Source organism: Arthrobacter sp. ISL-65 (genome assembly GCF_018613795.1).
Classification (GTDB): domain Bacteria; phylum Actinomycetota; class Actinomycetes; order Actinomycetales; family Micrococcaceae; genus Arthrobacter.
This window is the reverse complement of record NZ_JAGGPN010000020.1, coordinates 93590-107977: the sequence shown is the minus strand read 5'-3', so window position 1 is coordinate 107977 and position 14388 is coordinate 93590. Positions and strand designations below refer to the sequence as shown.

The 14388-nt window shown below is 67.9% G+C and carries 14 protein-coding genes and 1 pseudogene; 6 read left to right on the top strand and 9 right to left on the bottom strand.

The genetic code is table 11. From position 1 onward, the window contains the following. Positions 1-32 precede the first annotated feature (32 nt). Positions 33-587: an A24 family peptidase gene (locus J7I85_RS08855; RefSeq protein ID WP_214850067.1), complete on the bottom strand. Its 555-nt coding sequence runs from the start codon at positions 585-587 to the stop codon at positions 33-35. A gap of 59 nt (positions 588-646) precedes the next feature. Here J7I85_RS08855 and J7I85_RS08850 point away from each other — a divergent pair, with 59 nt between their 5' ends. From J7I85_RS08850 to J7I85_RS08840, 3 genes are all read left to right on the top strand, one after another. Further along, entirely contained in the window at positions 647-1429 is a 783-nt protein-coding gene (locus J7I85_RS08850; protein WP_214850064.1) for a hypothetical protein, read from the top strand. Between the two features lie 79 nt (positions 1430-1508). Next, the gene (locus tag J7I85_RS08845) at positions 1509-2063 is read left to right on the top strand and encodes a hypothetical protein (protein ID WP_251024101.1); all 555 of its coding nucleotides are present in this window, start codon (positions 1509-1511) and stop codon (positions 2061-2063) included. Positions 2064-2114: 51 nt separating this feature from the next. Beyond that, complete coding sequence (locus J7I85_RS08840; RefSeq protein ID WP_214850061.1) at positions 2115-2771, top strand: GNAT family N-acetyltransferase; 657 nt, start codon at positions 2115-2117, stop codon at positions 2769-2771. 106 nt (positions 2772-2877) lie between these two features. Here J7I85_RS08840 and J7I85_RS08835 read toward each other — a convergent pair whose 3' ends face one another. Both J7I85_RS08835 and J7I85_RS08830 read right to left on the bottom strand, forming a co-directional pair. Next, the gene (locus J7I85_RS08835; protein ID WP_214850058.1) at positions 2878-4314 is read right to left on the bottom strand and encodes a PhoH family protein; all 1437 of its coding nucleotides are present in this window, start codon (positions 4312-4314) and stop codon (positions 2878-2880) included. Between the two features lie 283 nt (positions 4315-4597). Then, positions 4598-5359 (bottom strand): isoprenyl transferase, encoded by a 762-nt coding sequence (locus J7I85_RS08830; protein ID WP_214851212.1) that lies wholly within the window; start codon positions 5357-5359, stop codon positions 4598-4600. Positions 5360-5613: 254 nt separating this feature from the next. Here J7I85_RS08830 and J7I85_RS08825 point away from each other — a divergent pair, with 254 nt between their 5' ends. After that, positions 5614-6255: a hemolysin III family protein gene (locus tag J7I85_RS08825; protein ID WP_214851210.1), complete on the top strand. Its 642-nt coding sequence runs from the start codon at positions 5614-5616 to the stop codon at positions 6253-6255. Here J7I85_RS08825 and J7I85_RS08820 read toward each other — a convergent pair. The 3 genes from J7I85_RS08820 to mca form a co-directional block, all read right to left on the bottom strand. Further along, positions 6236-8434, bottom strand: a complete 2199-nt coding sequence (locus J7I85_RS08820; RefSeq protein ID WP_214850046.1) for a thioredoxin domain-containing protein — start codon at positions 8432-8434, stop codon at positions 6236-6238. The two genes, J7I85_RS08825 and J7I85_RS08820, sit on opposite strands and share 20 nt — an antisense overlap. Then, positions 8412-8690 carry a hypothetical protein gene (locus J7I85_RS08815; RefSeq protein ID WP_214850043.1) on the bottom strand — a complete coding sequence of 93 codons (279 nt, stop codon included), beginning with the start codon at positions 8688-8690 and terminating at the stop codon, positions 8412-8414. The genes J7I85_RS08820 and J7I85_RS08815 overlap by 23 nt, the downstream gene beginning before the upstream one ends. 133 nt (positions 8691-8823) lie before the next feature. Further along, a complete protein-coding gene (gene mca, locus J7I85_RS08810) occupies positions 8824-9729 on the bottom strand; it encodes a mycothiol conjugate amidase Mca (protein WP_214850041.1) in 906 nt (301 codons plus the stop codon). 85 nt (positions 9730-9814) lie between these two features. Between mca and J7I85_RS08805 the strand changes: the two genes are divergently transcribed. Both J7I85_RS08805 and greA read left to right on the top strand, forming a co-directional pair. Beyond that, positions 9815-10285: a DUF4307 domain-containing protein gene (locus J7I85_RS08805; RefSeq protein WP_214850028.1), complete on the top strand. Its 471-nt coding sequence runs from the start codon at positions 9815-9817 to the stop codon at positions 10283-10285. Positions 10286-10488: 203 nt separating this feature from the next. Then, on the top strand, positions 10489-10983 hold the full coding sequence (greA, locus tag J7I85_RS08800; protein WP_214850024.1) for a transcription elongation factor GreA: 495 nt from the start codon (positions 10489-10491) through the stop codon (positions 10981-10983). Between the two features lie 95 nt (positions 10984-11078). On the opposite strand, the pseudogene J7I85_RS08795 reads toward greA, so the two are convergent. From J7I85_RS08795 to J7I85_RS08785, 3 genes and pseudogenes are all read right to left on the bottom strand, one after another. Continuing rightward, positions 11079-11683, bottom strand: a pseudogene (locus J7I85_RS08795) (rhomboid family intramembrane serine protease). A gap of 8 nt (positions 11684-11691) precedes the next feature. Beyond that, a complete protein-coding gene (ilvA, locus tag J7I85_RS08790; protein ID WP_214850020.1) occupies positions 11692-12930 on the bottom strand; it encodes a threonine ammonia-lyase in 1239 nt (412 codons plus the stop codon). A 3-nt stretch (positions 12931-12933) separates the two neighbouring features. Beyond that, a complete protein-coding gene (locus J7I85_RS08785; RefSeq protein ID WP_251024099.1) occupies positions 12934-14304 on the bottom strand; it encodes an AI-2E family transporter in 1371 nt (456 codons plus the stop codon). Between the last annotated feature and the right edge of the window lie 84 nt (positions 14305-14388).

The following is a 14388-nucleotide window of genomic DNA, read 5'->3' as shown; positions in this document are numbered from 1 at the left end:
CGCCGCGCCGGGACCAGTGCCCCTGCCCGCAGCTAACCCGCGGGCAGCAGGACCATCGCCGCGGCTGCCCCCGCCAGCATGAACGGCCCGAATGGTATGGCCGATTTGAGCGTCCCGCGCCGCAGTGCCAGCAGGCCGATGCTCCAAAGGCCGCCGAGCAGGAACGCTGCGAACGTCCCGGCGAAGACATGCGGCCAGCCGAGGTAGCCCAGGTACAGCCCCAGGACGCCGGCGAGCTTCACGTCCCCGAAGCCCATGCCGGGCGGATACACCAGCCGCAGCACGAAGTAGAAGAGCCACAGTACCGCTCCCCCGGCCGCAATCCTCAGCGCGGGCACCCCGAAAAGGCGGGCCGCGCCGTCGGGCAGTCCGGACGGTTCCACCGTCGCGAGGGTGAGCACCGCCCCCAGCAGCAGCACACCGGCGATGCCATAGGAGGGAAAGACAATCCGGTTCGGCAGGAGGTGGTGCCGCACGTCGATGACCGTGAGCCGCACCGCCATCACGGCGAAATAGGCGCACGCGGCCAGCAGCAGCCAGAACGCGAGTGGTGCCGCTTCCCACAGTCCGCCAAGTCGTTGGATCACTCTCGGATGCTACTGGATTGGCCCCGCCGGCCGCTTCGGGCCGCGCGTAAACTGTGGATATGGGGACCTGGGACGCCAAACACCGGCAGGAACACGGCGGCGGTGCGACGCCCACGTCGGCCGTCTCCTTTCGCAACCTTTGCCGCTCGTCCCCGTGGAAATGGCAGTCCCTGCGCTTCGAATACGCCGAAGCTCCCGGCAGCGCCACCGTACGCGCCTGGCTGCGCCGCCCCGGCGCGCTGCGCCTGGAGTCCGACGACGGCACGCTGCTGGGCAGCACCACGGGCATCAATGATTCCCGTGACGGCCTGTACATCAGCGCCACCCGGAAGTCGTGGCTTCTTCCCGCGCACCTGGTGACGCCGGTCTACGACGACGGCGGGCTGGTGCGGCGCCGCCCGGAGGCCGCGTACGGCGAACCCTCGTTCGGAAACGGCCGGTTCGCTGCTGCACTGGATCCGGTGGAGCTGGCGGGAAATGCCCCGGTACCGCTCGAGTTCCCCAACGCCAACGCCGTCGAACTCTTGGAGCCGGTTCAGCAGTTGGCGCACGAAGGCCGCCCGGCGCTGGAAACCGTGGTCTCACCGAATGCGGGGTACCGTCCGCTGGATCCGGCAGCACCCCTGTGCGGACCGGGCCGGACCAGAATCCGCATTGATGCAGGGACCGGAGTGTGTGTCTCCGCCGAACCGCTCGACGCCGAGGGGCAGCTTCCCGGGCACCGCATCCGCATCCTGGCCGTGGATGAGTACATGCTGGACGATCTTTTCGTGGCGGAACCGATGAACCTCACGGATGTGCGCGATCACATCCAGTGGCCGCTGCGTCCCAACCCCGCCTGACGGGCCCCGCCTGACGGGCCACCCGGAATGCGGGGTGCCGCGCAGGTTTTTTCCAACCTGTCGGCCGCAAACTCGTGCCATGTCAACCATGGCTCCAGACGTATCGACACCTGACACGGCCGCCACCGGCAGGACCGGTACCCGGCGCCGTCGGAAGCTGCTGGTGATCCCGCTTTCCCTGCTTTGCGCCCTGGGGTTAGTGCTGGGATATCTCTTCCTTACGGCCAAGCCGGAGGCCAGCACCCCGCTGGGCGCGAGCGCGGTGATCCCCGGCGGAACGGCGCGGGTCAACGGCATCATCCCGCTGGAAAAGGACGGCTGGCTTCCGCCGGAACGCGTCCAGGTCCTGGACGAGGGCCCGTCCGCGGGGACCCACCGGGTGAGGATTCTGGTGCAGTTCACCGCTCTCGAGGGTGAAGGCATCACGCTGGACACGTCGCAGTTCTCGGTGACTGGGCTGGGCGCCAACAGCATTCATCCACTCTGGACGTCACCGGCGAAAGCGCAGCTCCGGCAGGGAGATACAGCGGACGCCACCATGGTCTTTGAGCTTCCCAACCAGGCGATTGCCCTGGTGCTGGAAGGGCCCGGCAACACCCGGCTGTCCCTCGGCCTGTCGCACCACACCAGCTGACGGCGGCGCCGCAGCGGCATAGGCGGGGCCCACATCGGCTAGGCTTCCGGAATGACCGAGCTGATCTCCGTGTGGCCTCCATTCGCGCTCACCTTGGCCACTCCCCGGCTCACGCTGCGGCCACTGCGCGACGACCACATCCCTGCCGCGGTTGAAGCGGCGGCCAGCGGCATCCACGAACAGGGCCGCAACCCGTTCAGCACACCCTGGACCGCTGTCCCGGCCGGCGACCTGGGAGCCAACATGGCCCGCTGGTACTGGCAATGCCGTGCCGCCTCCATCCCCCAGTCCTGGACGCTGACGCTGGGCGTCTGGCACGAGGACACCTTCCTCGGCTGCCAGGACATCGCGGCGAGGGACTTTACGGCGCTCCGCACAGTCGCCACCGGGTCATGGCTGCGGAAGAGCGCGCAGGGCCGCGGCTTCGGCAAGGAGATGCGGGCCGCTGTGGTGCTTTACGCCTTTGACTGGCTTGGCGCAGAAGTCGGCGAATCTGACGCCGCCGACTGGAACGCCGCCTCCCTGGGCGTCTCCCGGTCGCTCGGCTACGAACTGAACGGCGTCACCCGCGTGTCCTGTGGCGGCAAGCAGGAGACGGTTCAACGGGTCCGCCTCACCCCGGAAGGCTTCCGCCGGCCCGACTGGCACCTGAAGGTGGAAGGCCACGAACCCACGGCAGGCTTCCTCCTTGGGGTCGCCGCTGGTTGAGCTGGCCACATTTGGCGAACCGACGTCGGTTCGGCAGTCTCACAAGCTAACCAGCGACGGCGGGGCGCCGTCGCCGCGGAACGCAGCGCCGGCACCCCGCCGGAAGTTACGCCCCTTCGAGCAGGTCCGTGACGAGTGCCGCGATGGGCGAGCGTTCGGAGCGGGTGAGGGTGATGTGGCCGAAGAGCGGGTGGCCCTTCAGGGTTTCGACGACGGCTGCGATGCCGTCGTGCCGTCCGACCCGGAGGTTGTCGCGCTGGGCGACGTCGTGGGTGAGGACGATCTTCGAGTTCTGCCCGATCCGGCTCATAACGGTCAGCAGGACGTTCTTTTCGAGCGACTGGGCCTCGTCCACGATCACGAAGGCGTCGTGCAGTGAGCGTCCGCGGATGTGGGTCAGCGGCATGACCTCCAGCATGCCCCGGTCCATAACCTCCTCCACGACCTCCTGGCTCACGAGCGCGCCCAGGGTGTCGAAAACCGCCTGCGCCCAGGGGTTCATCTTTTCCTGCTCCGAGCCCGGCAGGTAGCCGAGCTCCTGGCCGCCTACGGCGAAGAGCGGGCGGAAGACGATCACCTTACGGTGCTCGCGGCGTTCCAGCACCGCCTCCAGGCCGGCACACAGGGCAAGGGCCGACTTGCCGGTGCCCGCGCGCCCGCCCAGGGACACGATGCCCACCGCGGGGTCCATCAGCAGGTCGATGGCGAGCCGCTGCTCCGCGGAGCGCCCGTGGAGGCCGAAAATGTCGCGGTCCCCCTTGACCAGGCGGACCTGCTTGTCGGCACCGACACGGCCCAGAGCCGAGCCACGGCTGGAGAGCACCACAAGGCCGGTGTTGACCGGCATCTCTGCAGCCGCCGGGATGAAGACCGGTTCGTGTCCGTAGAGCGTGGAGATCTCCTCGTCGCTCGCATCGATCTCGGCGACGCCGGTCCAGCCGGAGTCCTTAACGAGCTCGTTGCGGTATTCGTCGGCCAGCAGGCCCATGGCCGAGGCCTTGACCCGCATGGGGAGATCCTTGGACACCACGGTGACGTTGCGCCCCTCATTGGAGAGGTTCTTGGCGACGGCGAGGATGCGGCTGTCGTTGTCCCCGCCGCGGAACCCGGCCGGCAGGACTTCGGCCGAGATGTGGTTCATCTCGATCATGAGCGTACCGCCGGCTTCGCCCAGCGGGATGGGCTGGTTCAGCCCGCCGTGCTGGATGCGAAGGTCATCAAGGAGCCGGAGCGCCTTCCGTGCGAAGTAGCCGAGTTCGGGGTCATGCCGCTTCCCTTCAAGTTCGGTGATCACCACGATCGGCACAATGACTTCGTGCTCCGCGAACCGCAGCAGGGCGCGGGGGTCGGAGAGCAGCACCGAGGTGTCGATGACGAAAGTGGAGACTGATGGCTGGGATTCAGTCTGTGGGCCGGAAACAGCATGACCGGCTGCGGCGTCTTTCGTGTCCGCACCGGTCTTTGAATTGGCTCGCTTGGCGCGAGAGGTAGCCTTCTCACCCTTGTCCGTGATGACGTCGGGCAGTTGTTCAGAAATAGCCACATCGACTCCAGCCCCGGGGCGCTGCCCGGAATTGTTATTGGTGAGGCGGCTCGGCCACGAGGCCGGATCCGGCCTCCCATACAACCGGTGCGAAGAATCGCTCCATGTACTGGCCTCCCCGATCAGCCGGCGGTTTGCCTGCTGATGGATTCAACGTAATTCGCCCCGAACTAATTTCCAACGTCTTCTTCCGGCGATTCCTGTTGCCGGCGTGTGAATTCGGCGTGAACGGCGGCGGCTGAACGACGGCGGCGGGGGCGGATGCCAACAGACGCCAACAACGCTACGAACCGAAGCGCCGCTGCCTGCCCGCGTAGTCCCGCAGGGCGCGAAGGAAATCCACCTTCCGGAAGGCCGGCCAAAGGGCCTCGCAGAAGTAAAACTCGCTGTAGGCGCTCTGCCACATCAGGAAGCCGGAGAGGCGCTGCTCGCCGGAGGTCCGAATGACCAGGTCCGGATCAGGCTGGCCACGGGTGTAGAGGAAGCGCGAGATGTCCTCCACGCTCAGGGAGTCGGCAAGTTCACTGATGTCCGCCTTGTGCGCCACGGCGTCGTGCAGCAGCTCGCGTACCGCGTCCACGATCTCGCGCCGGCCGCCGTAGCCAACGGCCACATTCACGTGCAGCTTCTCCCGCACCGGCGTCCGGGCCGTGAGCGTGGTCAGGCGGTCCGCCAGGTAATCCGGGAGCAGCTCCGGGGCGCCCATGGCGTGGACCGAAATGTCGGCGTCGTCATCGAGTCGGTCCAGCGTGTTGGCGATTATGCCCATGAGCAGGTCCAGCTCCTCGCCGGAACGGTTCATGTTGTCCGTGGAGAGCATATACAGCGTGACCACCCTGACGCCCAGCTCCTGGCACCAGCCGAGGAACTCATGGATCTTGTCCGCGCCGGCTTGGTGGCCCTGGCTGGTGGGGGCATTGAACTGCCGGGCCCAGCGCCGGTTGCCGTCGACCATCACGCCGATGTGCCGGGGGATCCGCTCCGGCTCCAGGGAGCGGAGAAGCTTGCGCTCATAGAAGCCATAGAGGAACCCGGGCCATTCCATCCGGAGACTCACCTGACTTCCTCTGTCCGACTTTTGTGCAAGTCCTAGGCTACCGCTCGAAGGCTGCGGCCGCGTGCAGGTGGCTGCCTGAATCCCCACCGAACGAGCCGCAACGACCCGGCAATCAAGATGTTACCGGAAAGTAACTTACTGAGCCGTAGGTTATTCTGGATGACATGAAAAGCAACGCCCAGAACGGCGGACCGGAGCCGTCGAAGGCAGAACCCACCCCCGTGGACGACGCCGCGGCACGCATCGCGGACCTGCTGACGATCAAGCCCAAGTGGCGGGGATGGATCCACACGATCACCGCGCCGTTCGCCCTGGCTGCCGGTATCGTCCTGGTTGCGGTGGCGCCAACCGCAGACCGCAAGATCACGTCCGCCATCTACGCCCTCACCGGTGTCCTTCTGTTCGGCATCAGCGCTGTGTACCACCGCGGCAACTGGTCCCCCGGCGTCAAACGCGTCCTCAAACGGCTGGACCATACCAACATCATGCTGGTGATCGCCGGCAGCTACACGCCGCTCGCGTGGAGCCTCCTGGACAGGACGACGGCGGAGTTCCTGCTCTGGCTGATCTGGTCCGCCGCAATCCTGGGCGTGCTGTTCCGGCTGTTCTGGACCGACGCCCCCCGCTGGCTGTACGTGCCCATCTACATCGGCCTCGGCTGTGGATCCCTCTTCTACCTGCCCGCCTTTTTCGCGGCGAGCGTTCCGGCGGCGCTGCTGATCTGCGTCGGCGGGGCCCTGTACATTGCCGGGGCAGTGTTCTACGCCCTCAAGAAGCCCAATTTCAGCTACCGGCACTTCGGCTTCCACGAGCTGTTCCACGCGTTCACGGTGCTGGCCTTTGCCGCGCACTTCGCGGCCATCCTCATTGCAGTGCTGAGCTGACGCGTTTCAGCGCCGCCTCGACGGTCGCCACGGGCCGGTCGCAGACCATGCCGCGGCAGACGTAGACGAGCGGCGCACCGCCGGGCCCGGCCGGCCTCTGCCGCAGCAGCGGCACGTCGGCCGGCTTCCCGCCGTCGTCCGCCTCAGCCTCCCCTACCGCCACCACCAGCCCCGGACTCGGGGACAGCAGCAGCGCGCGGTGGAGGGCATCCCGTTCGGGACCGGCAGGTCCGACGACGGCGGCCTCCAGCGGTCCGGCCAGCGCGGCCTGCGCTGTGGCCAGCAGCCAGCCCGCCACCCGCGGTGCCCGCGTTGCGAGCGGGGGCACCAGGACGAGGATGCTCCCGGCCATGGTCCGGTGTTCCGCGGAACCGGACAGGGCAGCATAGCCAAGCACGGCCCCGGCAAAGGCCGCAACCCCGCTGGGCGTGGCGTTGTCAAAGAAGTCCAGCCCGGGCTTCCCACCCTGGGCGCTGACCACCTGCGCCGATTCCCCAGCCGAGTCGGCGAGCCGCCCGCCGTCCACGAACCGGGTGCACGCCGCCTGGATCACCGCCTCGGCCAGCGTGTACCAGCGCGGCGAGCCCGTGGCCGAATACAAAGCCAGGGAGCCGTCCGCGCAGAACGCATAGTCCTCCAGCAGGCCGCCGATCCCCCGGGCCGCGCCGCCATGTGAAACCCGGACCAGCTTCCCTGTTGCCCGCACCCCTGCGGCCGACTCCTCCGGCGCCGGCCGCCAGTGGACCCGTTCCAGATATCCGGCGATCCGGCCGGCTGCCGTCACGAGGTCCGGCCGGTCCAGGACTGCCCCGGCTTCCGCGAGCGCAGCCACGGCGAGCCCGTTCCAGCCCGCCACCACCTTTTCGTCCCGCGCAGGCTGCGGCCGGCGCGCCCGGGCTTCCCGGAGCCTGGGCATCACGTCCAGCCAGAGCCGTGCCTCGTCACCGTCCAGCGCCCGGCCCGGGTGCAGCGGCGAGCCGAGCTCCGAGACGGTGCCCCGGCTACCGACGTTCATCATCCAGGCGACGGCCGCGGCGTCCTCCGCGCCAAGCTCCCGCTCCAGCTCATCGGGGGTCCAGAGGTAGCTGGCCCCTTCGTGGTGCTCCCCGTGCACCACGGTGTCGGCATCCAGCGAGGATGCCAGGCCTCCTTCCGGCAGCCCCAGCGCGGAGAGCATCCAGTCGGCGGTGCGCGCCGCAACGTCGGCGGCCTCGGCGGCCGGGAACCCGGCCGTTCCGCCGAGCCTGACCCAGTGCACGTAGACGCGCAGCAGCTGGGCGTTGTCGTACAGCATCTTCTCGAAGTGCGGAACGGACCAGTCACGTGCCACCGAATAACGCGCGAAGCCGCCGTCGAGCTGGTCGAAGAGCGCCGAGCGGGCCATGGCCGCGAGGGTGCGCCCGGCCATCTCCCTGGCCTCTTCGGCGGTGTCCGAGGGCACCGCCGCGTGCCGGACCAGGAACTCCAGAACGGCCGACGGCGGGAACTTGGGGGCGGTGCCGAACCCGCCGTCGTCGGGGTCTTCGGACCCGGCCAGGGAGCGCACGGCGGCGGCCAGCAGTCCGGCGTCGAGCAGTTCCGGCGGGCGGGAGACGTCCACGGCCGCAGCCAGCTGCACCTGGCCCATGTTCTGCGCGAGGGAGCGGGCGTTCTCCTCCACGGCGCCGCGGCGCTCCGTCCACGCCTCATGCACGGCCTCGAGGAGCTGGCGGAAGGAGGGCCGCCCGGGCATGGGCCGCGGCGGGAAGTAGGTGCCGGCATGGAAGGCCCGGCCCTCCGGGGTCAGGAACACGGACATGGGCCAGCCGCCCTCGCCGCTGATGGCCTGCGTGGCGGCCATGTAGACGGCGTCGACGTCCGGACGCTCCTCGCGGTCCACCTTGACCGCCACGAAATGGCCGTTCAGGTAGTCAGCGGTGGCCTGGTCCTCGAAGGATTCCCGGGCCATGACGTGGCACCAGTGGCAGGCGGCGTAGCCGATGGAAAGGAACACGGGGACGTCACGGGACGCGGCACTCGCAAAGGCGGCGTCCCCGAAGGGCTGCCAGTGCACCGGGTTGCCGGCGTGCTGGCGCAGGTAGGCAGAGGGTTCCGTGCCAAGGGCATTGCGCTCCCCCGGCCTGGACTCCCGTGACCCGGGCTGCCCTGATCCGGGCTCAGGTGTCGGCGCGGCCTGCATTGCCGTTGGCGGCATCGTCGCGGGAGATGTCCGCGGCCTCGGCGGCAGCCATCCGTTCCTCCTCCACCTGGGCGCGGTACCGCACCCGGCGGATGCGGCGCACCATATCCACGATCAGCAGCGCGGTGAGCACCACAATGAAGGCGGTCAGCAGGAATCCCAGCAGGCCGGGCGTGACCTGGTCCTGGGACAGGCCGGGGCGCAGCGACGGCGATGGTGCCGGGGACGATGCCAGGGCGATGAGCAAATGGTGCACTGTTCAAACCTTCTCAAGGCTGGGGCCGCCGTCCGCCGCGTGGGCTAACGCCTGGCCCGTTGGTACGCGCGCAGCCGCGGCCGCTTCGGCCGCCACGCTGTCTTCTACGCGGGATAGAAAATGTCTCTTGTCTCTATCTTAGCCCCGCGAAGAGGTCCTTTTCCGGCAGCTCCGAGGCTACCTTCGACTGGATCAGCGTGTAGTCCTCCCAGGGCCAGGCGCGCGCCTGCATCTCCGCTGACACGGCGAAGAAGAAGCCCAGCGGGTCCACCTGGGTCCGGTGGGCCCGGAGGGCGTCGTCGCGGGCTGCAAAGAAATCGCCGCAGTCCACCTGGGTGGTTGTGTCATGGGCGGGCGGCGGCGGCGTGTGCCCTTCAGCGTCGGCCTCGAGCCAGGCGGCAAGGCGCTGGGCGTAGGGCGACTGGAGCCCGGCCTCCTCCAGGGCAAAGTGCAGGGCACGGAAGCGTTCCGGGCTGAAGGCGCGGTCGTAGTAGAGCTTGCTCGGCTCCCACGCATCACCGGTGCCGGGATACCTGTCGGGGTCCCCTGCGGCCTCAAAGGCCTCCACCGCAACCCGGTGCGCCATGATGTGGTCCGGATGCGGGTAGCCGCCATTTTCGTCATAGCTGACGATGACGTGCGGCTTGAAGTCCCGGACCAGCCTGACGAGGGGGCCCGCGGCCCGTTCCAAGGACTGCAGCGCGAAGCAACCGGCCGGCAGGGGCGGGAGCGGATCGCCTTCGGGCAGGCCCGAGTCCACGAAGCCCAGCCAGCGCTGCCGGATACCCAGGATCCGGGCGGCCTCGTTCATTTCGAGGCGGCGGGCTCCGGCCATGTCGCGCTTCGGATGGGGCTCGCCCTCCATGGCCGGGTTCTGGATGCCACCGCGTGAGCCGTCCGTGCAGGTGGCGACCATAACGTCCACACCGGCCGCGGCGTACATTGCCATGGTGGCTGCGCCTTTGCTGGATTCGTCATCCGGGTGGGCGTGGACGGCCAGCAGGCGAAGCTCTGACGACTGGTTGGTGGACGCTGTCATCTGGGACTGCTCCTCTTTCTCCTGGGACTCACTGCAATGCTGACGCCGGATATTTCCCCGGGGGAATCGCCACTAAACTGGAAGGGTGACTACCGAGGACAAGTCGGGCACTGCCCAGCCTGCAGACATTAGCCTAGCCAATCGCTATGGCCGTCCCAAGCGCAGGATGTCCGGAACGGCCAAGCGCTGGGCGGGTATTGCGGCGGTGGCAATCGGGATGGGCTTTCTGGCCTGGGTGTCCACGTCCAATGCCACCGCGTCGGTGACGTTCAAGGACATCGGCTACCGGACCACGGATGCCACCCAGGCCGAGGTGGACTTCCAAGTGACGAGGGAACCCGGCACGGCAGTCAAGTGCGCCATCAAGGCGCTCGATTCCAAGTTCGCCGTGGTCGGCTGGAAAGTGGTCGACATTCCGCCCATTGAGCAGGACGCGCAGGGGCAGACTGCCGACGGCGGGCGCACCCTCGCCCAGCGGGTTGTCCTGCGCACCGAATCGCAGGCCGTCTCGGGCGTCGTGGACAGCTGCTGGATCCCGAAGCCCTCGGCCTCCTAGGGCCCGCCTGGAGCCCGCAGGAAAACGGGCAGCAGAAGAAGGTTGTGACCCACGCCGCTTTGCTGTTGGGTTTACTCCACGGGATTGACTACAATGGATCAATACCTTTACCCCGCTGAGATGGTTACTGAGTTCCACAGGTGGCCACCGTGGCGGGGTGTTTGTTTGTATGACCGCTTGTACACCCACTAGAGGAGAAGTCCGTGTCTACCACTAACAGCGCGCCTGCAGCTTGGCTTACCCAGGAAGCTTTTGACCGCCTGAAGGCAGAGCTGGACCACCTTTCCGGCCCCGGCCGTGCGGAAATCGTCCAAAAGATCGACGCCGCGCGCCAGGAGGGTGACCTCAAGGAGAACGGCGGATACCACGCTGCGAAGGAAGAGCAGGGCAAGATCGAGGCCCGCATCCGCCAGCTGACCGTCCTGCTCCGCGACGCCCACGTCGGCGAGTCACCGGCCGACGACGGAATCGTTGAGCCCGGCATGATCGTCGTCGCCCGCATCGCCGGTGACGAGGAGACCTTCCTGCTCGGCTCCCGCGAAATCGCCGGCGACTCCGACCTGGACGTCTTCAGTGATAAGTCCCCGCTCGGCGCCGCGATCATGGGTCACAAGGAGGGCGACAAGCTCAGCTACACCGCCCCCAACGGCAAGGACATCCCGGTGGAGATCATTTCCGCCAAGCCCTACTCGGGCTGACACCGCATCCGTCCGCGGTCGCAGCAAACGCACGACGCCGGCCTCCCCGCTTTCGGGGACGGCCGGCGTCGTGCTTTAAGACGCGCTAAAGGCATTCAGCGCCGGGATGCCCGCGCCCGCAGCACGACGGCGGCCAGGACGCCGCCTGCGGCGCCGCCGACGTGGGCCTGCCAGGACACGTATCCTGCCATGTTCGGAATGATCCCGAAGAGGATGCTGCCGTAGGCCAGGAACAGCACCACCGAGAGAAGGATCTGCCACCAGCTGCGGTTGAAGAATCCGCGCACCAGGAGAAACGCGAACAGGCCAAAGACCAGGCCGGACGAGCCCACGGTGACCCCGCCGGCGCCAATTAGCCAAACGGCCAGCCCGGAGCCCAGCCAGCTGCAGGCAACGGCCGTGAGGAAGACCCGGATCCCGGACAGAAACACCAGGAACCCGAAGACGATCAACGGCAGCGCATTGGACAGCACGTGATTGAGGTTGGCGTGCAGCAGCGGGAAGGTGAACACGTCCAGGATCCCGTCGGCGCTTCTGGGCCTGAGCCCGAAGACACGTTCAGCGAGTGCAGCAGCACCGTGTTGAGCAGCTCGACGGCGAACAGGAGCGCCACGAACGATCCCACCACCAGCAGCCCGCCCTTGGCACGGGCGGCAGCCGTTTCCCTGGTGGCGGGTGCCTCTCCCGGGCTGTCCAGCATGGTGGCTCCTAGTGCACCACGATTGGCTGGAAGCCCTCGGCGCGCAGGGCGCCGAGGACCTGTTCGCCGTGCTCGTGGCCCTTGGTCTCGAGGTTCACGGTGATGGAGACGTCGCCCATGCTGATGGAGCCGCCCACGCGGGTGTGGTCGAGGCCGGTCACGTTGGCGTCGTTCTCGGCGATGATGCGGGCAATGGTGGCCAGCGAGCCCGGGCGGTCATCAAGCATCATCCGCACGGTCATGTACCGGCCGGCGGCGGAGAGCCCGCGCTGGATCACCTTGAGCATCAGCATGGGGTCGATGTTGCCGCCGGACAGGACGACGGCGGTTGTTCCGGGGTTCTCGATCTTGCCGTCCATGAGGGCCGCCACCCCCACCGCACCGGCGGGCTCGACGACCATCTTGGCGCGTTCCAGCAGGAAGATCAGGGCCCGGGCCAGGGAGTCTTCGCTGACGGTGACCACATCATCCACCAGTTCGCGGATGATGCTGAACGGCAGCTGCCCGGGCCGGCCCACGGCGATGCCGTCGGCCATGGTGGAAACCTTCTTGAGCGGCACCAGGGCGTCCGCTGCCAGCGACGGCGGGTACGCGGCCGCGTTTTCTGCCTGGACGCCGATGATGCGGATGTCACGGCCGAGTTCCTTGGCGCGGGCCTTGACGGCCACCGCGACGCCGGCCAGCAGGCCACCGCCGCCGACGCCCATCAGGATGGTGTCGACGTTGGGTACCTGCTCGAGGATCTCCAGCCCCAGGGTGCCCTGGCCGGCCACGACGTCCACGTTGTCGAAGGGGTGGACGAAAACTGCGCCGGTATCGTCGGCATAACGCTGGGCCTCTGCCAGGGCCTCATCGACGTTGTGTCCGTGCAGGACCACCTCGGCGCCGTGGCTGCGCGTCGCGGCGAGTTTGGGCAGTGCAACACCGAGCGGCATGTAGATGCGGGCTTTAATGCCCAGGCTCTTCGCGGCGACGGCCACGCCCTGCGCGTGGTTGCCGGCGGAAGCCGCCACCACGCCGCGCTTCTTGTCCGATTCGGAGAGGCGCGCCATCCGCACGTAGGCGCCGCGCACCTTGAAGGAGCCGGCGCGCTGCAGGTTCTCGCACTTGAAGTAAACCTCGCCGCCCACCATGGCGCCCAGGGCCCGGGAAGACTCCACCGGGGTCCGCGCAATAATCCCGTCCAGCAGCTTCTGCGCCTCAAGGACATCGTCCAGCGTGACGGGAAGGCTTTCGGGGGTGTTCACGAACTATTCTCCTTTGGGTGATTCGACGTCGGCACCGGGAGCGGCCTTGCCGCCCGGGGTGCCGTGTGCAGTGCCGGCAGCGTTGCCGTGGCCGGACTGCGAGCCCGGCAGCGGGACATCCTTGAAGGTGTTGTCCTCGTCGGCTGGGGTCGGGCCTGCGGTACCCGCGGCAGCCGGCACAAGTTCATGTTCCCACGTTCTGCCAGCAATATACCGAATCGCCGAATTTGCTACGGCCAGGATGGGGACCGAGAACAGCGCCCCGGGGATGCCGGCGAGGTAGGAACCGGCGGCAACGGACAGAATCACGGCCACCGGGTGCAGGGCGACGGCCTTGCCCATGACCAGTGGCTGCAGGATGTGGCTTTCCAGCTGCTGCACCAGCAGCACGATGCCCAGCATGATCAGTGCGTTGACCGGGCCGTTGGCCACGAGGGCCAGCAGCACCGCGATGGCACCCGTCACGAGCGCACCGACGATGGGGATGAAGGAGCCGATGAAGACCAACACGGCCAGGGGCAGTGCCAGCGGTACCCCGATGATCGCCGCGCCCGCGCCGATGCCGACGGCGTCCACGAAGGCCACGAACATCTGGATCCGCGCATAGCTGACCATGGACGCCCAGCCGCGCCGCCCGGCGCCGTCAGTGGCGACGCGGGCCCGACGGGGCAGGAGCCGGACCAGGAACGCCCAAATGCGGCTGCCTTCGAGGAGGAAGAAGATCAGGATGAACAGTGCCAGGACCATACCGGCAGCGAAGTGCCCGGCCGTGCTACCGAAGGAGAGCGCTCCGCTGAGGATGCTGCTGCTGTTGTTCTGCAGCGCCGCCGTGGCCTCCTTGATGTACTGGTCGATCTGCGCCGCACTCAGGTGCAGCGGCCCCTGGGACAGCCAGTCCTGAATCTGCTGGATTCCGGTCAGCGCCTGGTTCCACAGCTCCTGGAAACCGAGGGCCAGCTGCCGGCCCACCAGGGCAAGGGAACCGGCGATGAGCCCGATGAAGCCCAGGACCGTGATGGCGACGGCGCCCCCGTTGGGGACACGCGACTCCCGCAGCCTCCGCACCACGGGGCTCAACAGGCCGGCAAGCAGTGCCGCCACCATGACGGGAATGATGAGGAAGCTGACCTTGGCCAGCAGCCAGACCAGGGCACCCGTGATCAGCAGAATCAGCCCCAGCCGCCAGGCCCATGCCGCCGCAATGCGCACGCCGTAAGGAATGTCCTGCTCAAGGTCACGGTCGGTCCTGATGCGCCGCGGCTCCAGGCGTCCGAAGGGCCGGGCAGCGCCTGGTGTGCTCGCCCCGCCCGTGGCACTGCCACTGCCTGTCGTGTTGGCTGCGTCCTCTGGTGTGGCGTCCTTTGCTGGCGTCATAGCCCAATACTTCCCTAGCCGCCCGGCTATGGGAAACGCGCCACGGCCCGACTGTGCACTGCCCAGGTCGGTCACCGCGCAGGT